The sequence below is a fragment of the Anoxybacillus sp. PDR2 genome (assembly GCF_009834045.1).
GTDB classification, from domain to species: Bacteria; Bacillota; Bacilli; order Bacillales; family Anoxybacillaceae; genus Anoxybacteroides; species Anoxybacteroides rupiense.
Genome location: NZ_CP047158.1, coordinates 67,484 through 92,500, shown reverse-complemented (window position 1 = coordinate 92,500; position 25,017 = coordinate 67,484). Strand labels below are relative to the sequence as shown.

Sequence of the window (25,017 nt, the reverse complement as noted above, 5' to 3'; positions counted from 1 at the left end):
CTTTAATAGCATCCACCATGTGAAGCCGTTTCCATTGTGGGGTTAAGTCTACTTCGTGCTCTCCGTATTGAATTTTTGTTGTACCTAGTACTTCTTGAGCGATATGGGCAATCATATTTTCCGTCAGGTTCATAATATCTTGATAATCCGCATACGCTTCATATAACTCAAGCATCGTGAATTCTGGATTATGTCGTGTAGAAACTCCTTCATTGCGGAATACACGGCCAATTTCATATACTTTTTCTAATCCACCTACAATAAGGCGTTTCAAATGCAATTCAATGGCAATCCGCATATATAGCGGAATATCTAGAGCATTATGATGCGTAATAAACGGACGCGCCGCTGCTCCTCCAGCGATGGAATGCATCATCGGTGTCTCTACTTCCAAATATCCATGAGTATCTAAATAACGACGCATCGATTGAATAATTAAACTACGAGTAATAAATGTATTTTTGCTTTCTGGATTTACAATTAAATCCAGATAACGCTGACGATAACGCTGTTCAATATCCTTCAAGCCATGATATTTTTCTGGAAGAGGCCGCAAAGACTTTGTTAGCAACTCATAAGCGGATACTTTAATCGACAATTCGCCTACTTTAGTTTTAAAAACGGTTCCTTGAACACCAACGATATCTCCTAGATCGGAAGTATCAAATATTTCATATTGTTCTTCACCAACATCATCTTTTCGCACATAAATTTGAATTTGACCTGTCAAATCTTGAATATGGGCAAATCCAGCTTTTCCTTTTCCCCTTTTTGTCATAATGCGGCCTGCAATGGCTACCTGGATATTCTTTTCTTCCAATTCTTCTTTTGATAAACCTCCATATAATTCAAAAAGCTCTTCGGCTTTATGCGTGCGTTCAAATCGTTTTCCAAATGGGTCAATACCCTTCTGTCTTAGTTTGCTTAGTTTTTCTCGACGTACTCGTAATTGGTCATTCAATTCTTCGTGACTCATATTCCATTCACTCCATTTTTTAATTTATTAAAAATACTGTCAGCAAAGGCTGACAGTAAATAGTCATGACATATATTCCTTCACTTACACAGCCTGCGCATCACTCTGTTGTTTTGCTTCTACTTCTTCAACGAACTGTCTTAAAAGATTGACCAGCTCTTCCCGAGTATTGCATTCGTTAATGGCATTTCTTACCCTTGCATTTCCACGTACGCCTTTTAAATACCAAGCGGCGTGTTTGCGCATTTCTTTGACCGCAATATGCTCATTTTTTAAAGCAATGAGACGATCTAAATGCAAAATGCACACATCTATTTTTTCTCGGACAGATGGCTCTGGTATCAATTCTCCAGTTTCTAAATAGCGAACTGTTCGATAAATCATCCATGGATTTCCCAAAGCAGCACGACCGATCATAACGCCGTCAACGCCTATTTCATCAAGCATTCTTTTGGCATCTTGAGGAGTTTGTACGTCTCCATTTCCAATCACCGGAATATTAACAGCTTCTTTTACCTGTTTAATGATATTCCAATCTGCTTTTCCTTCGTACATTTGCACTCTTGTTCTCCCGTGAACAGCAACAGCCTTGCCGCCTGCGCGCTCTACTGCTTGGGCATTTTCCACTGCATAAATATGATCTTCGTCCCAGCCGATACGCATTTTTACTGTTACAGGTTTTTCAACCGCATCGACGACAGCACTTACGACATCATAAATTTTATTCGGATCTAGCAACCATTTAGCTCCAGCGTCGCATTTTGTGATTTTTGGAACAGGACATCCCATATTAATATCAATAATATCAGCATTTGTATTTTTATCGACAAATTTCGCTGCCTCGACAAGCGTTTCCTTCTCTCCGCCAAAAATTTGCAAACTTAGCGGCTTTTCACGTTCATCAATATAAAGCATATTTAATGTTTTTTCATTATTGAACAAAATTCCTTTATCACTGACCATTTCTGCACAGACCAACCCCGCACCAAATTCCTTCACCGTCAGGCGGAACGCAGAATTACACACTCCTGCCATTGGCGCTAGAACAACACGGTTATTGATCTGAACATCACCAATTTTAAACATTTCTTGCCCTCCTTTCTTCTCCCGCTATGATCTCTGGTGGCGAGAGCTCCTCAACCGTAATGTTTAAGCATTGAGCTACCATTTGTAAAAACTGTTCTGTCGGCAGGCGATTGCCTCGTTCAATTTCCCCTAAAACCGATACAGAAATGCCCAACTGTTTGGCAAATCTCTCTTGTGTGTAGCCTTTTAGCTTTCGAAAAGCGCGAATACGTCTCCCCCACTTTTCTGCTTCCATAAATATACCCCTTCTTTATTTAATAATTGATCTATACATAACGATAAATCACCATTCAAATTTGGAATGTATATTTTCTCATTAAGCTCAAACAACGGAACTAATACAAACGCTCTTTCTGTCATTCGCGGATGCGGAATGGTAAGTTGTTCTGTTTCAATATTTTCACGATTATATAATAAAATGTCAAGGTCTATCGTACGCGGTCCCCAACGAATCTCTCGTTTTCGCCCAAGCTCCTGCTCAATTTTTTGCGTTTCTTCCAATAGTTCAAAAGGAGATAGCGACGTTTGAATTTGCACAACCATATTTAAAAATTTGTTTTGTTGGATGTAGCCAACCGGATCCGTTTCATAAATAGAGGAAGTTTGAATAACAGAGATTTGCGGATGTTCCGCTAGTTTTTGAACAGCTTTGTATAAATAAAGAATACGTTGTCCAATATTAGATCCCAAGGCAATATATGCGCAGTTTTCCATTTAACGTCTCCTTACTATTTCTACCGCTACAGATTGGTAATGGCCTTTAATAGGCGGATTCGGCTTCACAACTTTGACCGTGCATTGCAGAATCGAAGAAAACGCAGATAAAACATGGCAAGCAATTTGTTCCGCCACCGCCTCAATCAGTTTAAAGCGCTGCTCCTCCACGATTTCACGGCATATTTCATATAGAGCGGCATAATTAATCGTATCATCTAAACAATCGCTTTCTCCTGCTTTTTTCAAGTCAGTCTCAATCACTAAATCAACTATAAATCGCTGCCCCAATCTATTTTCTTCTGGGATGGCCCCGTGATATCCATAAAACTCCATTGCGTTTAGATAAATTTTATCGATGGCCATCGCCCCCTTTCCCTATCATGGCATCCATCATTTTTGCCATTCTAGCGATCGGCTGAACATCGTGAATACGAACGATGTGAACCCCTTTCGCAATCCCTAAACAAATCGTGGCTCCCGTCCCTTCCATACGCTCATGGACTGGCAAATCAAGAACATGGCCGATAAATGATTTTCGCGATGTTCCTAATAACAATGGATAGCCTAATTGTACAAACTTGTCCAAATGTCTCATGACTTGCAGATTATGCTCAGCTGTTTTTGCAAATCCGATGCCCGGGTCTAAAATAATATTTTCGTCCTTCACCCCAGCTTTTTTGGCTAACTCCACACTTTCCAACAGATCAGAAATCATATCGTTAATTAAGTCTCTATAATCTACTTGATGGCGATTATGCATTAAAATAATCGGCACTTGATAATGAGCAGCTACTTCTGCCATTTTCGTATCGGCTTTAGCCCCCCATATATCGTTAATTATATGCGCTCCCGCCTCAATAGCTTGCTTCGCTACTTCTGCCTTGTAAGTGTCTACAGAAATAGGAACCTTTATTTCATTGGCCAACGCTTTTATTACAGGTATCACTCGTTTTAATTCTTCTTCTAGTGCTACTTTCTCAGCTCCGGGGCGCGTCGATTCCCCCCCAATATCAATAATATCTGCTCCAGCATCTACCAATTGCTTGGCATGTTCAACAGCGCGATCGATTGCATTAAATTTTCCTCCATCCGAAAATGAATCAGGTGTTACATTTAAAATCCCCATGATGATTGTTTTTTGCTTTATATCAAGTGTATACGGTCCACACTGAATCACATTCATTGTTCCATACTGATCCTTTCTGTTAATTGATATCTTGTCCATAAAGAATGTGTGAAGCAAGCATAATGGGCCTTCAAAGATTGAACAAAGACGCCGCGTTCACCCGGATAAACGAAATGATCGATTCGCGAAACGGGAACAATTTCTTGAATTGAGTTCGTTAAAAATACCTCTTCTGCTTGTTCTAAATCCTTTAAGGTGTAAAGTCCTTCTTCACAGCGAATTCCTGAAACGCCGAGCATAGCCATGACAAACTGTCGTGTAACTCCATTTAAAATTCCTGTTTCTAGCGCTGGAGTATATACAATTCCGTCTTTCACCCAAAACAGATTGGAGACAATTCCTTCAGCAAGAAAGCCATAATCATTCAGAAAAATCCCTTCCATGTGAGGATGGTTTCTCATCTCGCGCTTACCAAGCACATTATTAAAATAATGATGCGATTTAAGACGCGTTTCTCCCTCAGGACTATTTCTCCTTGTTTTTAAAATGGTACACATTTTTTCTTTTACAGCTATTTCCGGCAATGATTTCATATATACAATAACAGTCGGCTCAGTATATGCATCGATTTGCAAACCAATATCGCCAATTCCCGCTGAGATATTTAAGCGAATATAAGCATCTTCTAAGCGATTAGCTGCTAATAGCTGCTGAATGATTGCGATTGTCTCTTCCCGGCTAACTGAAAAACGGATTTGCATATCCACTAAACTTTTATGAAGGCGTGCAAGATGGTCATCCAGTAAAAACGGATGACGATTATAAGTACGAAAGGTTTCAAAGACTCCCAATCCATACATAAAGCCGTGATCAAATGGCGAAATACGGGCCTGTTCATTCGGAATAACTTTACCATTTATATATACATACATGGATTATCGATTCCTTTTATATGTTTGAATAAAATTGTTCAAAAGCTCCATCCCATATACAGTCATGATCGACTCTGGATGAAACTGAACCCCCTCTATAGGCAGCGTTTTATGACGGATTGCCATAATCTCGTCGTCTTCTGTCCACGCTGAAATGTCAAAGCATTCAGGCAATGTTTCTTTTTTTACAATTAATGAATGGTAGCGGGTAGCTGTAAATGGATTTGGAACCTCCGAAAAAATCGTTTTTCCATCATGTAAGATTTGTGATGTTTTTCCATGCATCAGCTTTTCCGCGCGAACCACTTCCCCGCCAAATACTTGTGCAATGGATTGATGGCCGAGGCACACTCCGAAAATAGGAATTTTGCCAGCGAAGTGCTCAATGGCTGCCAAGCTGACCCCCGCTTCATTCGGACTGCACGGCCCAGGCGAGATCATTAAAAAATCAGGATTCAATTGTTGTATGCCCTGCACATCGATCTCATCATTTCGTTTGACAATTAACTCCTCACCTAATTCCCCTAAATATTGAACTAAATTGTACGTAAATGAATCATAGTTATCGATCATTAAAATCATCTTTTCTCACCTCGTCATAAATAATCGCTCTGCTTCGCTCATCTCTTTTGCTTGCCACAGGGCTCTTGCTTTTTTCAAACATTCTTTGTATTCATGCGGTGGCCGAGAATCAATGACAATCCCGGCGCCAGCTTGTACGTGCGCCATCCCGTCTTTGGCGATCATGGTTCGAATCGCAATATTAAACTCCATATCTCCATTAAAGCCGATCCAACCAATTGATCCGGTATAGATTCCGCGTCGCACTGGCTCTAATTCCTCAATGATTTCCATCGTGCGCACTTTTGGAGCCCCGGTAATCGTCCCGCCTGGAAATACGGCCTTTATCACATCAAAAACATCTTTTTCCTTTTTCATTTCTCCTGATACATGCGATACAATATGCATGACATGAGAATATGCTTCAATGGTCATCCATTCATCTACTTTTACTGTACCATATTTGCATACTCTGCCTAAATCATTGCGCTCTAAATCAACAAGCATGAGATGCTCTGCTCGCTCTTTCTCGTTTTCTAACAACTTATTAGCGATTTGTTGATCCTCCTCCGCTGTACTGCCTCGCGAACGTGTCCCCGCAATCGGTCTTGTACTCAGACGAGATTTTCGCTTTTTTATGAGCAATTCTGGTGAGCCGCTCACCACCTGAAATTCCGGAAAATGAAGATACCCCATATATGGAGAAGGATTTAACAGACGCAGCTTTTCATAAATGTGAAATGGATGTGTGAACAAAGGCTTGGATTGCCGCACTGACAGGTTGACTTGAAACACATCTCCTTGCCCGATATATTGCCGAACTTTTTCAACCGCCTCCATAAACTCCGTTTCTGTCATGGAAACAGATTCGCTTTGCGCCTTTGGAGTAAAAAACCACCCATTCGGCTGCTTGCTCTCCTGTAACCATAAGAATTCATAAAGCGAAAGACGCTTTTGTGCATCTTCGTGTTCTTCCTCTACATAATGAACAATGAGATGCAGAGCTTGTTCCTCATGATCATAAACAACAATATCGTCAAAAATTAAAAAATAAAGATCTGGAACTTTAAGATCATCCTCTGCTTGGGAAGGAAGGCGTTCGATATAGCGGACACAATCATAGCTAAAATAGCCCATCAATCCCCCTTGAAAATCGGGACCATCATCATCAAAATCCGTCTTCCATTGCGAAAACCATCGCTTTAGCAAATGTAACGGATTTCCTTGTAGCTTCAGTTCTTCTCCTCGATAGCGAAGCAAAAGCTCCTGTCCGCTTCCTTGTACCATTCCGGCTGGGCGCAAGCCGATAATGCTGTAACGCCCTGAACGTCCACTTTCTAGCAAAATATGATAAGGCTCATCTTGTGCGAGCCATTGATATTGTTTGAACCACTCCTTATGCTGATAAGCAATCTTTTTTTTGAGTATTCGCCTCAGTCTCATAAAAGGTCCATACCTCCCTTCCTTTGTTGCACCATACTTATTGTACTATAAAAAAATTTCGACAGGGAGTATTCCCTGCCGAGATATGCGACTTTTCATTATTCTTCGAATTGATATAGCGCTGTACTTAAGTAACGCTCTCCATTACTTGGAACAATTGCCAATACTTTTTTTCCTTTTCCGAGCTGCTTGGCTACCTTTAGAGCTGCATGGATAGCTGCCCCTGATGAAATGCCTCCTAAAATTCCTTCTTCGCGGGCAGCGCGGCGAGCAGTCTCAAATGCTTCCTCTGTCTTTACAGCAATGACTTCGTCGTAAATATCTGTATTTAAAATATCTGGGACAAATCCAGCGCCAATGCCTTGGATTTTATGCGGTCCCGGTTTTCCTCCTGATAACACAGGAGAATCTGCAGGCTCTACTGCATAAATTTTAATATTTGGGTAGGCTTCACGCAGTACCTCGCCAGCTCCTGTAATCGTTCCACCAGTACCGATTCCAGCAATAAACGCATCCAGCTGATCGCCCATTTGTTCTACAATTTCTTTTCCTGTCGTAATTCGATGGATTTCCGGGTTCGCTTCGTTTTTAAATTGCTGTGGCATAAAATAGCCGTGTTCTTTAGCCAACTCTTCCGCTTTGTTGATCGCTCCTCGCATTCCTTCACTGCCTGGTGTCAATATAAGCTCCGCACCATATGCCCGCAATAGATTACGGCGTTCCAAGCTCATTGTATCAGGCATGACCAGAATGGCTTTATATCCTTTCGCAGCCGCTACCATCGCTAAGCCAATTCCAGTATTGCCGCTTGTCGGCTCAATAAGTGTATCTCCTGGCTTTAGCTTTCCTTCTTTTTCAGCGGCTTCAATCATTGCTAAAGCAATACGGTCTTTCACGCTGCTGCCTGGATTCATAAATTCCAGCTTTACGTATACATCTGCGCTGTCTTCGTCCACGATGCGATTTAATTTTACTGCTGGTGTGTCTCCGATTAATTCTGTAATAGAGTTTACTGCACGTGCCATTTTTTATCCACCCCTAATCCCGAGTAATTTTATAGAATTTGTTTAAAATTTATCAACTATTTTCTCAATTGTCAATTATTTAATTTTTTACTCGGTCGACGATTCAGCCATTTTCTTTAATTCATATAGCTCCCGTGTTGTAAAATGATACGCCTCATTGCAAAAATGGCACATTGCCTCAGCCTGCCCTTCTTCATCAATAATCGCTTGAATTTCTTCGGGGCCTAAGCTGATAAGGGCATTTGCAATTCTTTCTCGTGAACAGCTGCATACAAAAGCAACAGGAAGAGTTTCAAGAATTTTTACATTTCCTTTGCCTAACAATTCTTCTAAAATCTCTTCAGGAGTCGCTCCTTTTTCAATCATTTTTGAAACCGGAGGAATGGCTTGAAGCCTTCGTTCAATTTCATGAATCGTTTGTTCTTCTGTATTAGGCATCAGCTGAATAATAAATCCGCCGGCTGCTAGGATTGTATGATCAGGGTTTACAAGCACCCCAACTCCAACAGAGGAAGGCACCTGCTCAGACGAAACAAAATAGTATGTGAAATCCTCTCCAAGCTCTCCAGACACAAGAGGAACTTGACCTGTGAAAAAATCACGCAGCCCTAAATCTTTCACAATCGTCAACGTTCCGTTTGTCCCTACTGCTCTGGCTACATCTAATTTGCCGTACTGATTTAAGTCAAAATGGACTTGCGGATTGGTCACATACCCTCTGACTTCTCCCTGGGTATTGCTGTCAACCATAATGGCGCCAAGCGGGCCCCCTCCCTCGATTTTAATGGTGAGCTTGCTATTTCCTTTTAGCATCGCTCCCATCATAACACCGGCTGTCATAGCGCGGCCAAGAGCGGCAGAAGCCGTTGGCCATGTCTGATGACGTCGCTGTGCCTCTCCAACGGTCGTTGTGGTTCGTACTGCATACGCCCTTACTTGTCCATCATAAGCCAAAGCTTTTACTAAGTAGTCTGACATTTCATTCACCTTTTCTTATTTTTTATCTGCATTTTTTATATAAAGGAGTTGCAGTCCTTTTAATGTTAAAAATGGATCAACGATATCAATTACGTTCGATTCGTTGGCAATCAAAGAAGCCAACCCTCCAGTTGCAATCACCTTCGGAGGAATGGCACTTTTTTCTTTCATCCGTGATACAATGCCTTCGACCTGTCCAACATAACCATATAGTATACCAGCCTGCATCGCACTGACGGTATTTTTCCCAATAATATCATCTGGACGCGCAATTTCAATCCTTGGCAATTTAGCAGCACGAGAATACAAAGCTTCTGTTGAAATCGTGATTCCCGGAGCAATCGCTCCTCCCATATATTGTTTATGTTCATTGATATAGCAATATGTTGTGGCAGTTCCAAAGTCAACGATAATTAACGGGCTCCCATAAAGGTGGATACCCGCAACAGCATTGACAATGCGGTCTGCCCCTACTTCTTTCGGATTATCATATTTAATATTGAGTCCTGTCTTAATTCCTGGTCCAACAATGAGTGGTTTAATATGAAAATATTTGTGACACATTCGTTCAAGCGCAAACATGATCGGCGGCACAACAGAAGAAATAATAATTCCATCAATATCAGAAAAATTAAGATCGACATGATTAAGGAGTGCTTTAATCGTCATTCCATATTCATCTTCTGTTTTTCCCCTGCTTGTTTCAATACGCCAATGATGCTTTAGCTCATCTCCATCATATACCCCTAATACAGTATTAGTATTTCCGACATCTAACACAAAAATCATCGCTTCATCCCCACTTTTCACACATTCTTGCCTTTTCATCATACCATAAGAATAGAAAAATTGCCTGCAAGGTAAGAAGCACGCAAAGTGTCCATCGATGGCGCTTGAAGCTAGACAGCGCCTTACTTCTAAAAAAAGAACGAGCGGTAATTTCTGATATGATGAAAAAAGATGCCTCTGTAAAAAGAGACATCTTATTCTTCTTCTTTCTTTGTATGAATATTTACTTTTACGTCTTCTTGTTGCTCTCCATTTCCCGTACGATTCGGAAGCGTTCCATGCTCAAAAAGATGTTTAATTTGCTCTGCATCTAACGTTTCCACTTGGAGTAATGTTTGGGCAATAAGCTCTAGTTTATCCCGTTGCTCTGTTAGGATATTTTTGGCTTTATCATAGCATTCCTTAATAATTCGCTGGATTTCTAAGTCAATTTCATATGCGATTTGATCGCTATAGTTTTGCTCACTATGCAAATCGCGGCCTAAAAACACTTGGCTATGAGACTGGCCGAACTGCATTGGGCCAAGCTTATCGCTCATTCCGAACTCTGTTACCATCCGACGAGCAATGTTTGTCGCACGCTGAAAATCGTTATGGGCTCCTGTGCTCACTTCATCAAAGACGATTTCTTCAGCGACACGGCCGCCCAGCAAGCCAGTAATTTTATCTAACAACTCTGGCTTGGTCATAAAGTAACGATCTTCTTTTGGCAACATTACCGCATAGCCACCTGCTTGCCCGCGTGGCACAATGGTGACTTTATGAACCATTTCCGCATCAGCTAATACCATGCCGATAACCGTATGTCCCGCTTCATGGTAAGCAACAATGCGACGCTCTTTCTCAGAAATCACGCGGCTCTTTTTCGCCGGCCCGGCGATGACGCGATCGGTAGCTTCGTCAATATCGCTCATATCAATTTTCTTTTTGTTTTGCCGCGCAGCTACGAGAGCTGCTTCATTGAGCAAATTCTCTAAATCAGCGCCAGAAAATCCTGGAGTGCGCATAGCAATGGCTTTTAAATCAACAGATTCATCCAATGGTTTGTTGCGGGCATGGACTCGCAACACCGCTTCACGCCCTTTCACATCCGGGCGATCTACCGTGATTTGACGGTCAAAGCGGCCCGGGCGCAGCAATGCTGGATCAAGAATGTCTGGACGGTTCGTTGCCGCAATAATAATAATGCCTTCATTGCCGCTAAATCCATCCATTTCCACAAGCAATTGGTTCAGCGTTTGCTCGCGTTCATCATGTCCACCACCAAGCCCCGCACCACGCTGACGACCGACCGCATCGATTTCATCAATAAAAATAATACAAGGCGCATTCTTTTTCGCAGTTTCAAACAAATCACGCACGCGTGATGCACCGACACCTACAAACATTTCTACAAAGTCCGAACCGCTGATGGAGAAAAACGGAACTCCTGCTTCTCCAGCTACCGCACGAGCTAACAACGTCTTCCCTGTACCAGGAGGTCCAACAAGCAGCACTCCCTTTGGAATGCGAGCACCCAACTCGGCAAATTTTCTCGGGTCTTTTAAAAATTCCACAATCTCTACAAGTTCCTGCTTCTCTTCATCTGCGCCAGCCACATCGCGGAAGCGCACTTTTTTCTTTTCTTCGTTATAAAGTCTTGCGCGGCTTTTTCCGAAATTCATTACTCGGCTGCCGCCGCCTTGCGCTTGATTCAGCAAGAAGAAAAATAAAATGAAAATGATAACAAACGGAATAATCGACGTAAAGAACGTCACCCAACCGCTTGTTTCATCCGCCGGCATCACTTCTACTCTCGTCCGTTTAGCCGCCGCGTCAATACGGTTTAAAACAGGATCACTGTTCATTACATACGTAGAAAAATACTGGCCTTCACGATAGTCTTTTAGCTGGCCTCTAATCTCGTATACGCCACGTTCCGGCTTCATGGAAAACGTTTTGACATCACCGTTTTCTAGATGGGTAATAAAAGCATCGTATGTCATCGGTTCAGTCCGCTGGTTGCTCCCATTAAAGAAGCTGACAACGCCAATGACCACGAGAAAAATTAGTAAATAAAATATCGTATTACGGAAGATCCGATTCATTTCTTGCCTCCTCCCATATGAAACACGCTATATTCAATAGTACCATAGAAAATCATTCCAACACAACCAATTCACCGTATGGACTGCCGCTTTATTTGCTGTATACTTCAGGCTTTAACACACCGATATAAGGAAGGTTGCGATATTTTTCACAATAGTCTAGCCCATACCCCACCACAAACTCATCCGGAACGACAAAGCCAACATAATCTGCTTCAATATCTGCTTTTCGTCCAGCTGGTTTATCTAAAAGCGTCACAATCTTGATCGATTTTGCTTTGCGGTAGCGGAACAGCTCTACCAAGTAACTCAGGGTCAGACCGCTGTCAATAATGTCCTCGATAATTAAGATGTCACGTCCTTCAACAGACGTATTCAAATCTTTTAAGATTTTGACTTCTCCAGATGACACCGTCGCATTTCCATAGCTAGACACATCCATAAAATCCATTTCTAAGTATGTATCAATATGCTTTAGCAAATCCGACATGAAAGGCATTGCCCCCTTTAACACGCCCACAGCCAGCGGAAACCGTCCGTCATATTCCTCTGTAAGCAGTTTACCTAGCTCCTTTACCTTTTCCTGTATTTGTTCCTGTGTCACTAAAACTTTTTGAATATCTTGATTCATCCCCATTTTCTTTTTTCCTCCTAGATGTTCATTGCTCTTTATAGTGTAATACAAGATATCGCATTTTTGTAACATCAGTTGCTTCAAAAGCGGATTTTTTTAGCTTTGGAAGCCACAAAATTCTCCCTTGTCCATCTTCAAGTACAGGCCAGCTATCTCGTTCATGCAAAGGGATTTTTTTTTCAATAAAAATATCCTTGATTTTTTTTGTTCCCTTCATCCCTTTTAATGTCATGCGATCACCCTTGCGCCTTGTTCGCACACGCAGAGGAAGTTCAAGCGTTTCTGGATCTAGAACCAGTATGGCATTTCCTTTTCGCTCCCTCGGATAGTGTTCCCAAAATTCGCTTATGATTGCACATCCATTTGGCAAATACAACGTTGTTGGTATGGCTGCATCAAATTCGACCATATAAGCCCCTGTTTTCTTTTCTTGGAACGTGAAGGTACAGCTATCATAAGAACGAATGATTTTTAGACCATTTGGAAAATCCAGCCTGCCTGAAGGATGGTTATTGTTTAAAATGGCTAACACATTTTTTATATGTAACGAGGACAAAGAGGAAGGCTTTCCATCATAAAGACAGTTCAATATTAGTTGAATCCCTCTTCTTTGTAAAGGCTTAGGCATCGCTTGAAACGGCTGAATCCGCAAAGTAATTTCGTCAGATTGCTTTTCCATTACCTTATTCATCGCTTGCTCCGTTAATTCCTCTAAAAAGGCTTCATCCTCCATCATCGTTTCACTATAATATTGAAACCGTTCATGGACACGCGGATTTTCTTTTTTCAAAAAAGGAAGGAGCACGTGGCGAAATCGGTTTCTTGTATAGCTATCTTTCGTATTGCTTTCATCGTAGCGAGGCTGAAGGCCATGATCATAACAGTATGCTTCAATATCATCCCGACTGATGCATAAAAATGGACGGATGATATAACCATCGTGAAATGGCCGCTTAACCGGAATCCCGGCATATCCCTTCTGGCTACTTCCACGAACAAGCCTCATTAAAATTGTTTCAATTTGGTCGTCACCATGATGCGCCAACGCTACATAAGAAGCAGAATGCTTCTCCATGATTTCCTGAAAAAAACGGTAACGGCATATGCGAGCTGCCTCCTGTACACCTATCTTGGTCTGACGTTGGAAAGAAGGAACGTCAATTTGTGTTGCCTCACATATAATACCGAACTGAGCGCAAAAATGTTTCACAAAATTCATATCTTCTTCTGATTGTAGACCGCGAAACATATGATCTACATGAGCAGCAACAAGCTTGATTTTCCATTCATGTCGAATAGTATAAAAAAAATGTAGCAAAGCAAGAGAATCAGGTCCACCTGATACACCAACTACAACAGTCGAATTCGGCTCAAGCAGCTGATGCGTCTGAATAAAGGAACGGACGGTCGAAAGCATATAGCAAAAACCCTCTTCTATCAATTTTCTTCATTATTTATCGTATCATTAATGAAATATTTTCTCAAAAAAGAAGGTTTGTCAATTTAAAGAACTTGTCCATATAAGTATAGTACGTATACGAATAATAAAATGGCAGCAATAAATGCCGTTTCAATCACTCCTCCTCGCCGCTTTTTTGCTTTCCGCCGTTTTTTCCTGCTTCTTGATGAAGGAATTGTTTGGGGAGGAACATGCTTTTCTTTTGGCGGGAGATCAGAATGATGAATAGCCGCTACCAGATCTCGTTTCATTTCAATCGCTTGCTTATAGGTTCCATCAATCGCTTTCATAAGGGCTTTGCGATATTTTCGCAATGTCGCATCCGCTTCAATCATAGATAGTAACTGCTGACGCGCATTTTCCTTTTTGGTAAATTGTGTAGGATAGCAAACATGAATCATCATCATTGCGACTGCGAATAGATCATAAGCAGGGTCTGCTTTTCGTGAACCAAGTCCCCAATATCCCCGATCATAAAATTCAGTAAATTCTTTAATTGCTCTTCCTTGCAAAGTCGTACCGCCAACATCAAGTAGCCGAATAGTTGGTGGCATTCCTGCCACTAGCAAATTCTCTGGTTTTAAATCTCCAAATACCCAGCCTTCTTTATGCAGCTTATCTAATGCAGATAGCAATTGCAAAATTAAAATGATCATCCATTCTTTTCCTCTTTTTTTAATAAAGGAAAAGAACTCCTCTCCTTTAATATATTCCATTACATAAAAAGGAGTCAGGCGATTGGTAGAGGGATCAAGCCAGTCATCCACGTCTAGCAAAGAAGGCCCAAGGGCGGCTCCTTGGACCTTGGAAAAACGTTTTAATACATTTACTTCAGATAAAATGGTGGTGTTATTATCACTTAATTTAATCGCCACAAGCCCCTTTTGGCTTTCCGCCAAATAAACAACCCCATTTGCTCCGTTGCCGAGCAGCTTAATCATTTTGTATGCTTTGCGATGCCATTTTCCCGTAATAATCGTTCCAGTCGGCAGCTTACATAGATGATTCTTCAAAGTATGATTCATCACCAGAGATCAAACTCCTTAAGGAACGTTTTTTATTGAAGTAGTAGGAAACCGCTTCACGTAATGCAGGACCTGTCGGTGTAAGTCCTCCAGACGTTAATTTCGGAAATACGGACGATAGTGCCTCCAGATTAGGTGTCCAGTCCATCACTTTTTCTACATTTCCTTGTTTCCCAGGAAATACGAAAACAGAGAATTGGTTATCTCCGGTACGGGCATTTAAGCTCAACGATAAATCAAATAATGCTTCTTTGACTGTTGGCAGCTTGGTTTTCATGCTTCCGCTTGTGTCTATTAATATTAAAACTTCCAATTCAATCGTTTCGCCGAGTTCATCGACAACTTCCATGACTTCTCCGCGCTTTTCTGGAGGCAGATCCTCTAACGATGTATCGGAACCTAAAATCTGCTTTAGCTCTTTATTAACCACTCCTTGCAATGTTTGTGTCATCGCTTTTCGTGTGACCATTTGCACGGTTTGTGATAGCTGTTTAGCATAAACAACCTGACTAACTCCACCTCCCGCCATTGCAATTCCTTCTATTTCACGCAAGCCGTTTTCATCAATCGTATCTTGATCAAGCACACCAATGACATTGACTGTAATTCCCTGCTCCTTAGCTAGAGAAGCCATTGCGATCGGATCTTCTCCGTGGTTGGAGCAACCATCCGTAATTAATAAAATTTGCCGTAATGTTCCTTTTCGCACCTTTCATTCCCCTCCTCAAATGATGTATTACCATCATCGACGGAATGAAAGAATTTTATACTTATTGAGCTTTTTTCGCATACATATAAGCCGGAATCGTTGCCCATTTTGGCGTATTATGCTTAATCTTAGCTACGATTACGGTCATATCATCCTCGATTTTTCCAGAACGAGTTCGAATCACCTCTTCCATGATTAAATCCGCTACTTCTTGTGGATCATTGGTTTGCAATTCGGTAATTTTTCGTTTCATCCATAGCTCATGATTCTCGACATGGGAAGGCCCTTCAAATACTCCATCGCTCATCATAATTAATAGATCGCCCGCTTTTAATTGCTCGCTAACCATTTCAAATTCGAATTCTTTAATAATTCCTATTGGTAAATTGCTTGATTCAATTTTTATCACTTTATTTCCTCTTTTAACAAAACTAGGAATAGAGCCGATTTTCAAAAATTTCGTGGCCGCATTTTGCAGATCAATAATCGCTAAATCAAGTGTTGAAAAAATTTCATCCGTCGTTCTCAGTGAAAGAATCGAATTAATCGACTTAATGGCTACTGTTTCATCAATACCTGTTTGTAAAATTTTTTGCAATAACCGAAGCGTTTCATTGCTTTCATTATGCGCTCTTTCTCCATTCCCCATCCCATCGCTGATTGCAATCGCATATTTTCCTGCGCCAAGCTCAATCATGGAATAACTATCACCAGAAACAAATCCCCCTCCTTTTGCTGCAAACGCTACCCCTGTTTCGACAACAAAAGCTTTCGTTGATCCGAATGCAACACGGCAATATCCATTTGGATAGGCGGCACACTCCTCTCTTTTGACAACAATGGTTTCATCTAAAATATCAGAAAGCATCGGCGCGATTAATTTTTCACATTCCCCTCGCCCCTCGCAATATGGAATGCTCATCTCAATATCAATATTTCCTTTTTCCAAACTATAAATATCAACATGCCCCACCTCGATGCCAAACTCCTGCAACGCGTGGAAAATTTGTTCCTCCTGTAAATAATGATTTTCGCGCTCCCGTTGAATCTCTTTAGCAAAATCTTCCATAACTTGCGAAACTCCCATAAGTTGTTCAGCCACAAGCTTGCGGCTCTCTTGAATTTGCTTTCGCAGTTTTTGATTAGCTTGATAAATCGCAACATCCTTTTCCATCACTTCAACCATTTTTTTGGCCTTCATGCAGTAGCGATCCCATTCACGCAAAAGTTTATGGTTTTGCATGAGATTTCCTGTCTCAGCCTCTGTCATAATCTGTTTCATATAATCATATGTTGTATCAAACTGTTGAGACCAGCATTGTTCTTTCCTAAAGCATGTTTGGCATGTTTTCTCAGCAATATTGCTAAGGAAATAGTCAACCTCTTTTTCGCTATATTCATGATCTGAAAGAAGCCGATCGCTAGAAAAGCTGTTAGCCAATGCCTGAAACACACGGGAAAATTGCGAAACTCTCTGAGCAGTCACATCGCGCACTTTCCGTACATATTGCTGTTGTTCATTCATATACTCGACAGTGCCAGGTACATACTTGGCTACCTTTTCTATTAACGAGCTAGGAGTAAGCAGAAACAACAATGTCGCAACGCAAGATTCCAATATGGTTGGAACGACATCCATTTTTCCGTTTCCATACAATCCGATCAATAAAGTAGCAACAAGCATTCCAAAAGCCGCACCAATTTTCTTGCCTTCTTTCAATAAGCCGCCTAAAAGCCCAGCAAATGCAAGCAATCCCATTTCATATAAATTGTCCACATTCGCTAAGCTTAAAATCAGTCCTGTTACTACTCCTACTGTCGAACCAACTGTTGTACCTGCCACAAAAGCAAATAGTAATACGAGATAACGGGATAAAATATACTCAGCAGATAAATCAGATAGCTGCCAGCCAATCGTACCTGTTAGCATCGAAGCAAGTAAAATAACGAGAGAAATAATTTCCTCAGACCTTAATGATTGCTTATATTTTTGCATTGTTAACAGAGGAATGCTTTGCAGAAAAATCAGAGTAAGGACAAACCCAAGACCAGCTTCAATCAAAGCCATGATATTTTCGTACATTGTCGGTGTACCCGATAAAAGGTAAATAACCGCCAATTTTGTAGAAAAAGAGAGACAAAATACAACAACAGGGAGCGTTTTCAGTGATTCATCAAAAAATTTCTTAATGAATGGATAGAGCAGCAAAAAGCTAACCATCCCTCCCAAAACAAACAGCGCCGTTTCAAACGATACCGTTAGTGATCCTGCTACTAAAGCAATAAATGCTAACCCTGCTTTTTCACGGCGCATCATATAAACAGACACAAAAAATGGCAAAGCAAATGGAATCAGCTTTGATAAAATGAGCGCGCGCCCAAGCAAAAAACCAATGACTAATAATAGAAATCCTTTATGAATAAACAAATGCCCTAACCTTAATTTCAAATGCTTCGTCCAACGTGAGAAAATAGCTGGTGTGTTGTTAAGCGGCACCTCTGAAATTTGGTTGATTAAACGACTTTCAATTCTTTCCACTTCCGAACCACTCCTTTGTTTTTTCTATTAGCCCTATTATATCTCCTGAATTATCAAAAATTTGTCAAAAAAGGAACGCTGTATAAAAAACTGTTCGACGAATTTCATGCTCACTTGCCATAATGATACAGGCTCTGCCTTGTTTGAAAAAAATAAAAAAGGATGCTTCCTATTGCTAGGAAGCATCCTCCTGTAGTGACCCGTACGGGATTCGAACCCGTGTTACCGCCGTGAAAGGGCGGTGTCTTAACCACTTGACCAACGGGCCTTATTTTTATGATAGCGGCGGAGGGAATCGAACCCCCGACCTCACGGGTATGAACCGTACGCTCTAGCCAGCTGAGCTACGCCGCCATATAACGACAATTACAATTTTAATTTTCTATTTTTCTTTTGTCAACATTTTTTTATCTATTTTTGAATGTAAAAAGGAATATGGCCACCGTTCTGCCTTGCCTGTACTTACATAACAAGCATCGCTGTCTATCGCATGACGATCCCTGTATTCTTTGACAAAACGAGCGACATTTACACACGTCAGCCACTTGAGTTTGTATGACCATCATCAGATGCGACATAGAAAAAGCATCCATCAGCTGGATGCTTCTATACGTTCACCATTTACTTATCTGCCCGATTATTATGGTAATTCAGCAGCAAGTCAACCGCGTCTCGCGCCACGACCTCCTCGTTTTGATTCAGTATGACGTTTTAGAGAGGCTAAACGATCTTCGCTTTCTTTTAAAAAGCGGCTGATTTTTTGTTCGAAACTCTCTTTTGTGGCACGATCATTCACTTTCGTACGCGGGCGCTGTGAAGACTGCGATTCTTTTGCCTTTTTAATCGACAAGCCGATTTTTCCGTCTTTTTCAACATTAATGACTCTGACATCTACCACATCGCCGACTTTAAGATGGTCATTAATATCTTTTACATAATTATCGGCTACTTCGCTAATATGCACCAAGCCTGTTACGCCGTCTGGCAGCTCCACAAACGCTCCGAATTTTGTAATTCCCGTTACTTTGCCTTGTAACTTGCTGCCTACTTCAATTGACATAAAAAAAGTGCTCCTCCTTAATCATTAAAAAAGTAAAAATTATTTTCTTTATTATAACGAATGCGAAAAACAGGTGTCAATAAGCTCAATGCCCATGTCTTGAGGGATTCGCTGATTATTTTTTCGGAACAGCAAATATGATTTCCCCTTCTTTTGATAAATAATACTTTTTTCTGGCCAGTTCCGCAATATAGTCATCGTCATGCAGCTTTTTAATTTCGGCCTCCAATTGCTTTTGCTGCTTCTCCAACGCTTTTAATTGTTTCTCGAGCTTCTGCTGCTCTTTTACCTTCGCCTCAATATCGGCGGACTGAGAGTGGAGAGAATATAAAAATACAGTGGACAGCGCCATGAGCACCGCACATAAAAAAGCAAAACGAATAACAACCATACGCCGTCTTTTTGCCGTTTTCCTTTCTTTTTCTTCGTGTGCTAGAGCATATGAAGAATGAAGCTTTGTCACATTGTTTTTATGTAAAGCACTCACATTTTATACCTCCACTCCTATTTTCGGAATTTAGAGCTCCTTTTTATGATGATATTCTTGACTCTTTGCACAACTCCTGCCGCCCAATCAAAAAATTTAGCTATTGTCTCTCTTTGTTTAAGCGGAACCATCATCCAAAGCCATTTTATCAGCCAAAAAACAGGCATTAGCAAAAAAATAACACAACGATAGAGCAGTTTACATGTCGAAAGAATCAATTTCCATATCACAAGCAAAAGCAGCAGTAATAGATGCAGAAGCCCTTGTATAGGGCGAACCACTATATAATAGCATGTCCTGACAAAAAAGCGGAACAATGCTGTAAAAAAGCGAATGAACATTTCTAATAGCCGCAAATATAGGCTGCGCAACAAGCTTTGATAAGCGGCATAACCACATAAAATAGCTAAAAAAATATAAACTCGCAGTTCCCCTTCATTAACAAGCAGCAATACATAAAAAATAATGAGACCTTGGAGGAGCCAGAATAAAACATCATTAATAAAAACGATGAAACGAGCCCGCTTCCGGCGTTGTAAAAAGCGGCTATATGTGTCGATCGACAGGCCGAGCCAGCCGCCCATTCCAATCATAGCAAGCATCGTTTCGAGTTGAGTGGTTACACTCATTTGAACAACTTGCTAAAGAATCCTTTAGCTTTCTCCTGATGATGTTCATCTAAATAAATCAAATCGAAAATTTTCCCCTTGATGGAAACAATTCCTTTATCAACATCTAAGTTTTTCATTTGCAAGTTTTGTCCCCGAATAGACAAAAATCCCATCACTGTTTCCAACAAAAACTCTTCGCTGTCAAAGCTTTCTACCTGCTTGACACCCGTAATATCTAAAAGCCGGCGCCCCCGCATCACCACATCATGCTCTTGCACAGCTCCTTTATTGTTCATTCCTTCGTAATGTTGGCTCATATTCATCCCCCGCAATCATCTCACATTTGTACCATATGTATGAATGCGAGGGACATTTTAGAACAAGCTATCATCATTCATTTTGTGGGAGTTCCTCTTCGATACGCTCTTCCTTTATAATTTCATAAAGCTGCGACGCTTCTTCTTTTTTTGTCGTTTCTTTTAAATCAGTAATTTTAACAGTCAATTTTTTCTGTCCAAATTGAATCGTCACTTCATCCCCTATTTTCACTGTTGAGCTAGCCTTTGCAATGGTATCGTTGATCGCGATACGCCCTTGCTCTGCCACTTCTTTCGCTAATGTCCGCCTTTTAATAAGGCGTGATACCTTCAAAAACTTATCAAGCCGCATTAGCCTTCCTCCTTTTATAGACCTTTCTCCTTTGCTTCCTCCCACCATTGATCAAGCTCTTGTAGAGATAGTGCCTCCATGCGCAAGCCGCGCGTCTTCACCTGCTCTTCAATATAAGAAAAACGACGGTAAAATTTCATATTTGTTGCCTGTAACGCCTCTTCCGGATTGATCTTATAATAACGAGCGATGTTGACAAGAGCAAACAATAGATCTCCGAACTCATTCATTTGCTTTTTCACATCTTGGTGTCCTTGCAAAAGCTCCTGTTTAAATTCTTGCATTTCTTCTTCTACTTTCTCCCACATCGGTTTTACATCATCCCAATCAAAGCCGACTTTTGCTGCTTTTGCTTGAAATTCATAAGCCTTTAGAAGGCTTGATAAACTTTTCGGCACTTGGTCAAGCAACGATACAGAACGGTCTTGTTTTTCTTTTTCCTTAATCAGCTGCCAATTTTGCAAAACTTCTTCTGCATTTTGTACCTCTATGTCGCCAAATACATGGGGATGGCGGCGAATCATTTTCTCCGTAATTCCTTTGATGACATCAAATATGGAAAAAAGACCCTCATCCTCACCAATTTGCGCATGCAGCATCACTTGCAATAAAACATCTCCCAATTCTTCAATGATGCCGTCATCGTCCTGCATATCAATAGCATCAAACAGTTCATATGCTTCTTCTAGCAAATATTTTTTTAATGATTCGTGCGTCTGCTTACGATCCCATGGACAGCCATTTGGTCCGCGGAGTGTAGCAATGACATGACGCAATTTCTCAAAACGATGATACAGCCACTTTTCTTCCTTCACAGGCGGAACGTAGACGCTCGTTAAATTGTTCAGCTCCGTAACACGATCCAGCTCATACAAAGGAACTTGAATCACTTTTTCTGCTACCGTCCCTGCCGCTGTCACCACATAAACAGGATAATCATCTGGCAGTTGTTCCATTAATGTGAGTTTCACTTCAGAAGCAATGAATGAATCATATACTTGACAAAAAACAACGTGATTCGTTAACTGCCACTCCTCTTGCTGAAACGATGTTGCATCCAGAAGCTGAAAGCCTTCAATTGGATCGATTTTCACAGCGGCAAACAGCGGATCCAAAAAGCTTTGGCCCCCTGAAACCACCACCCGGCATTGCTGCTTTTGTTCAGCCTCTAATAAAAGCTGTACCGTTTTTTCTGCTACGAGAGGGTGGCCAGGTACCGCATAATATACATCGCTCGTTTGCGCTTTGTCCAACAGTACACGAACAATCGCTTCATATACTTCTTCAAACGTTTCATATGTTTGATATAACTCATCAAAAGAGGTGGCCGAGACCCCTTCATCAATAAGTGCTTGTACAACCGGATGCTCTTTTGTGCGCAAAAAAAGTGGAGAAGCCGTTTTTAATTGACGATAAATGCCAAGCGGCAATTGATCTATATCTCCCGCACCCAAGCCAAAAATAAAAATCGTATTCACTTTTCATCACCTATTTTGCCAAGAAATATGCGTAATTTTTCTCCAAAAGGAAATAAAGCAATCTCTTTTGGAGAGAAAAGCTTTCCTCTTAAAATCATTATAATATAAACGCTTCCTCCAAGCAGCACGCCAAGCAATGCTTGACCTGTCGCTCCCAGCCGGCTTCCTCCCCACAGCTGCGTTCCCCACATATATAGTTTTAATGATACCACCATTATAAGCGCCGCTTTCATTACAGCATATACATCTTTCTTCCTAATAAACCAAACACCTATCTTCTTTCGTAATACTTGATACAGAAACAAAAACATCACGATGTATGAAAGCCAGGTAGCCCATGACGCTCCAGCAATTCCAAACATAGGGACAAACCAAAGATTGCCCAACCACTTACTAATAAACGCAATGAGTACGCCAATGACGGCAAATTGCTCATATCCAATCCCTTGTAAAAGGGCGGAAGCTGTAAGAGACATCGTGGTAAAAAAAATAGATAGCGATAAAATAGCTAATGGCCAAGAGCCGGCATCATTTTTGAACAGCATGATGTTGACCGGACGGATTAACGCAGCCAAGCCAAAAGCCGCACCGATACCGACAACAAGGGCAACCCGCAAGGTGACGTCTATTTTTTCTAAAATAAATGTCTCGTCCCCGCGTTTTTTCGCTCCTGCAATGAGCGGCACAAGCGTTAATGAGAACGACGTCGCAACAACGGTTCCTAGCTGCACAAGCGGCTGACCGCGATCATATACTCCTTTAAATGCTTTCGCAGCCTGCTCCTCTATTCCTTTTTCCATTAACAATGATAATAACGACATCGCATCAGCAAGTTGAGTAAGCGTTAGTGCCATATTGGCTATACAGATCGTCAATCCTTGTACAAATAAATACCGAATAACACTTTGAGCAGACAGCCTCGAAGCTTCGTAGAAATACAGTGAACGTGCGCTACGCAGCCAATACGCACTTAAAAGCAAAAGCGCTGCAAACCCTCCCGTCAACGATCCAAAAATAGCACCTGTTCCAGCTTCATACATGGTATGTCCCGTTTTCACTAAAAGATATGAACAGATGATAATCGTGGCTACTCGCACGGATTGCTCTGCTACTTGTGACAGAGCCGTTGGCATCATCTCATTTTTTCCTTGGAAATAACCGCGTAATACGGAAAGAAAGGGCAGAAGTAAAAATGAGAAAGAAATGGTACGAATCAGCGGTGTCAGCTTTTCATCTCCCATCCATCGCGCAATCCACCCTCCCCCTACGTACAACACACCGAAGCAAAGCAGGCCCATAACAGCTAAAAACCAGAATGAGACTTGCAAAACATAGCGAATTCCCGCTTCATTTTTTTCTTCTGCTTGCTCCGCTACAAGTTTAGAGATGACAACGGGATAGCCGTATGTAGCTAAAGCTATAACCATTGCATAAATCGGATAAACCTGCTGATAAATGTAGAAACCGATATCGCCTACAATATTTTGATAAGGGATACGGTAAAAAGCGCTCAATATTTTCATTACAACGGCTGCAATAGCCAAAACAGTAGCTCCGCGCCATATGCTTGCATTTCGCGATTCACCATTTATAGCCATTTCGCTTCACCTTCCAACACTCTAAAAGCTAGCCCTTGCCATTATAACGCAAAAAGAAAAAGACAGCATAGCAGCTGCCTTTCTGAAGGAATAGAATGCTGTTTATTCAAAGCAGCCCGCTCGCCTCAAAGCTCGTTGCATAAAGTACAAACATTCCTTAAGGGGATAACATTTTATTAGGCGTCCATTCTGTTTTAAAATCTCAGGCGCTCTTTTTAGCATACCCCGTAAACGATAACCCAATAGCAAGCAGGTCGACATTGATAGCCGTTATAACATTTGCCTGCTTTAGACATGCGAGCGGAGGCCATTCACGTGTTACCGCTCAAAATATAGCGATATCGTTTGTTAAGTAATCCACTTTATTTCATTATTGCTCCATTTGCCGCGCTAAAAAGCTTGCAGCAGTTTCCGCTGATTTGTGCTCTACTTCGCCAATCGTTTTGTCTTTTGATAAAATGACAACAGCTCCAATTGGATCCCCGTTCGCCACAATCGGTCCGATTGTATATGATTTCAATCGTTCCTCATGGCCATCGACAAGCTCCACTTCACTCTCTTCTGTATGGATCACAGACTGGCGCTCCTCCATTGCTTTCTCAATAAGAGAGCTTACACCTTTATTGAGAAATTCTTTTTTCGACACACCAGCTACGGCGATAAAGGTATCTCGGTCACAAATTAAAACCGGATGACCTAAGCTGTCAAACAATGCCTCTGCATATTCTTTCGCAAAATCACCAAGCTCGCTAATAGGCGAATATTTTTTTAATATAACCTCACCATCACGATCAACGAATATTTCGAGCGGATCTCCTTCTCGAATACGCAACGTTCTGCGAATTTCTTTTGGAATGACAACGCGTCCTAAATCATCAATTCGACGAACAATACCAGTTGCTTTCATCTATTGCTGCCTCACTTTCATCTAAATTTAAAAATTACATCGATGAATCCTTCGTTGAAGAATTCACCATTGTTGTGATTAGTATCCTTCACAACCCAACTTCTATACACGATGAAAGTGA

26 protein-coding genes and 2 tRNA genes (1 of these 28 running past the window's edge) are annotated in these 25,017 nt (G+C 41.2%); all 28 read right to left on the bottom strand.

Annotated elements, in window-relative coordinates:
- Positions 1–976, bottom strand: the 5' portion of a protein-coding gene (gene lysS, locus GRQ40_RS00470) for a lysine--tRNA ligase (RefSeq protein WP_080859996.1). 509 nt of this gene lie to the left of the window's left edge; only the first 976 of its 1,485 coding nucleotides appear in the window; the start codon lies at positions 974–976; its stop codon lies beyond the left edge, outside the window.
- An 84-nt stretch (positions 977–1,060) separates the two neighbouring features.
- A complete protein-coding gene (gene dusB / locus GRQ40_RS00465) occupies positions 1,061–2,062 on the bottom strand; it encodes a tRNA dihydrouridine synthase DusB (RefSeq protein WP_066151161.1) in 1,002 nt (333 codons plus the stop codon).
- Entirely contained in the window at positions 2,055–2,297 is a 243-nt protein-coding gene (locus tag GRQ40_RS00460; RefSeq protein WP_066151163.1) for a helix-turn-helix domain-containing protein, read from the bottom strand. Before GRQ40_RS00460 ends, dusB begins: the two co-directional genes overlap by 8 nt.
- Positions 2,249–2,776 (bottom strand): 2-amino-4-hydroxy-6-hydroxymethyldihydropteridine diphosphokinase, encoded by a 528-nt coding sequence (folK, locus tag GRQ40_RS00455; RefSeq protein ID WP_159719167.1) that lies wholly within the window; start codon positions 2,774–2,776, stop codon positions 2,249–2,251. Before folK ends, GRQ40_RS00460 begins: the two co-directional genes overlap by 49 nt.
- Positions 2,777–3,136, bottom strand: a complete 360-nt coding sequence (gene folB / locus GRQ40_RS00450; protein ID WP_066151252.1) for a dihydroneopterin aldolase — start codon at positions 3,134–3,136, stop codon at positions 2,777–2,779.
- Positions 3,129–3,962 (bottom strand): dihydropteroate synthase, encoded by an 834-nt coding sequence (gene folP / locus GRQ40_RS00445; protein WP_159719166.1) that lies wholly within the window; start codon positions 3,960–3,962, stop codon positions 3,129–3,131. The genes folB and folP overlap by 8 nt, the downstream gene beginning before the upstream one ends.
- Positions 3,959–4,837, bottom strand: coding sequence for an aminodeoxychorismate lyase (gene pabC, locus GRQ40_RS00440; protein WP_159719165.1), 879 nt, complete (start codon positions 4,835–4,837; stop codon positions 3,959–3,961). Before pabC ends, folP begins: the two co-directional genes overlap by 4 nt.
- A gap of 3 nt (positions 4,838–4,840) precedes the next feature.
- Positions 4,841–5,419 carry an aminodeoxychorismate/anthranilate synthase component II gene (gene pabA / locus GRQ40_RS00435; protein ID WP_044743287.1) on the bottom strand — a complete coding sequence of 193 codons (579 nt, stop codon included), beginning with the start codon at positions 5,417–5,419 and terminating at the stop codon, positions 4,841–4,843.
- Between the two features lie 6 nt (positions 5,420–5,425).
- A complete protein-coding gene (gene trpE / locus GRQ40_RS00430) occupies positions 5,426–6,841 on the bottom strand; it encodes an anthranilate synthase component I (RefSeq protein WP_066151175.1) in 1,416 nt (471 codons plus the stop codon).
- Between the two features lie 98 nt (positions 6,842–6,939).
- Entirely contained in the window at positions 6,940–7,866 is a 927-nt protein-coding gene (cysK, locus tag GRQ40_RS00425; protein WP_066151178.1) for a cysteine synthase A, read from the bottom strand.
- 87 nt (positions 7,867–7,953) lie between these two features.
- The gene (gene hslO / locus GRQ40_RS00420) at positions 7,954–8,844 is read right to left on the bottom strand and encodes an Hsp33 family molecular chaperone HslO (RefSeq protein ID WP_159719164.1); all 891 of its coding nucleotides are present in this window, start codon (positions 8,842–8,844) and stop codon (positions 7,954–7,956) included.
- Between the two features lie 15 nt (positions 8,845–8,859).
- Positions 8,860–9,633, bottom strand: coding sequence for a type III pantothenate kinase (locus tag GRQ40_RS00415; RefSeq protein WP_066151183.1), 774 nt, complete (start codon positions 9,631–9,633; stop codon positions 8,860–8,862).
- Between the two features lie 194 nt (positions 9,634–9,827).
- A complete protein-coding gene (ftsH, locus tag GRQ40_RS00410) occupies positions 9,828–11,720 on the bottom strand; it encodes an ATP-dependent zinc metalloprotease FtsH (protein ID WP_044743283.1) in 1,893 nt (630 codons plus the stop codon).
- Between the two features lie 91 nt (positions 11,721–11,811).
- Positions 11,812–12,357, bottom strand: coding sequence for a hypoxanthine phosphoribosyltransferase (hpt, locus tag GRQ40_RS00405; protein WP_044743282.1), 546 nt, complete (start codon positions 12,355–12,357; stop codon positions 11,812–11,814).
- A gap of 22 nt (positions 12,358–12,379) precedes the next feature.
- Entirely contained in the window at positions 12,380–13,771 is a 1,392-nt protein-coding gene (tilS, locus tag GRQ40_RS00400) for a tRNA lysidine(34) synthetase TilS (protein ID WP_066151185.1), read from the bottom strand.
- An 86-nt stretch (positions 13,772–13,857) separates the two neighbouring features.
- A complete protein-coding gene (locus GRQ40_RS00395; RefSeq protein WP_082063646.1) occupies positions 13,858–14,841 on the bottom strand; it encodes a protein kinase domain-containing protein in 984 nt (327 codons plus the stop codon).
- Positions 14,807–15,547 (bottom strand): VWA domain-containing protein, encoded by a 741-nt coding sequence (locus GRQ40_RS00390; protein WP_044743279.1) that lies wholly within the window; start codon positions 15,545–15,547, stop codon positions 14,807–14,809. The genes GRQ40_RS00395 and GRQ40_RS00390 overlap by 35 nt, the downstream gene beginning before the upstream one ends.
- A 61-nt stretch (positions 15,548–15,608) precedes the next feature.
- A complete protein-coding gene (gene spoIIE / locus GRQ40_RS00385; RefSeq protein ID WP_044743278.1) occupies positions 15,609–18,086 on the bottom strand; it encodes a stage II sporulation protein E in 2,478 nt (825 codons plus the stop codon).
- A 196-nt stretch (positions 18,087–18,282) separates the two neighbouring features.
- Positions 18,283–18,354 (bottom strand) — tRNA-Glu (locus tag GRQ40_RS00380).
- Between the two features lie 12 nt (positions 18,355–18,366).
- A tRNA-Met gene (locus GRQ40_RS00375) sits at positions 18,367–18,440 on the bottom strand.
- Positions 18,441–18,747: 307 nt separating this feature from the next.
- Positions 18,748–19,146 carry a S1 domain-containing RNA-binding protein gene (locus GRQ40_RS00370; RefSeq protein WP_066151188.1) on the bottom strand — a complete coding sequence of 133 codons (399 nt, stop codon included), beginning with the start codon at positions 19,144–19,146 and terminating at the stop codon, positions 18,748–18,750.
- 115 nt (positions 19,147–19,261) lie between these two features.
- The gene (locus GRQ40_RS00365) at positions 19,262–19,633 is read right to left on the bottom strand and encodes an FtsB family cell division protein (RefSeq protein WP_066151191.1); all 372 of its coding nucleotides are present in this window, start codon (positions 19,631–19,633) and stop codon (positions 19,262–19,264) included.
- Positions 19,634–19,650: 17 nt separating this feature from the next.
- Positions 19,651–20,262: a spore cortex biosynthesis protein YabQ gene (gene yabQ / locus GRQ40_RS00360; protein ID WP_066151195.1), complete on the bottom strand. Its 612-nt coding sequence runs from the start codon at positions 20,260–20,262 to the stop codon at positions 19,651–19,653.
- Positions 20,259–20,561, bottom strand: coding sequence for a sporulation protein YabP (gene yabP / locus GRQ40_RS00355; protein ID WP_044742018.1), 303 nt, complete (start codon positions 20,559–20,561; stop codon positions 20,259–20,261). The genes yabQ and yabP overlap by 4 nt, the downstream gene beginning before the upstream one ends.
- Positions 20,562–20,634: 73 nt before the next feature.
- Entirely contained in the window at positions 20,635–20,913 is a 279-nt protein-coding gene (locus GRQ40_RS00350) for an RNA-binding S4 domain-containing protein (RefSeq protein ID WP_066151198.1), read from the bottom strand.
- Between the two features lie 14 nt (positions 20,914–20,927).
- The gene (mazG, locus tag GRQ40_RS00345) at positions 20,928–22,391 is read right to left on the bottom strand and encodes a bifunctional methyltransferase/pyrophosphohydrolase YabN (protein WP_159719163.1); all 1,464 of its coding nucleotides are present in this window, start codon (positions 22,389–22,391) and stop codon (positions 20,928–20,930) included.
- Positions 22,388–23,989, bottom strand: a complete 1,602-nt coding sequence (locus GRQ40_RS00340; protein ID WP_159719162.1) for a putative polysaccharide biosynthesis protein — start codon at positions 23,987–23,989, stop codon at positions 22,388–22,390. Before GRQ40_RS00340 ends, mazG begins: the two co-directional genes overlap by 4 nt.
- A gap of 370 nt (positions 23,990–24,359) precedes the next feature.
- Positions 24,360–24,896, bottom strand: coding sequence for a stage V sporulation protein T (spoVT, locus tag GRQ40_RS00335; RefSeq protein WP_044742022.1), 537 nt, complete (start codon positions 24,894–24,896; stop codon positions 24,360–24,362).
- Between the last annotated feature and the right edge of the window lie 121 nt (positions 24,897–25,017).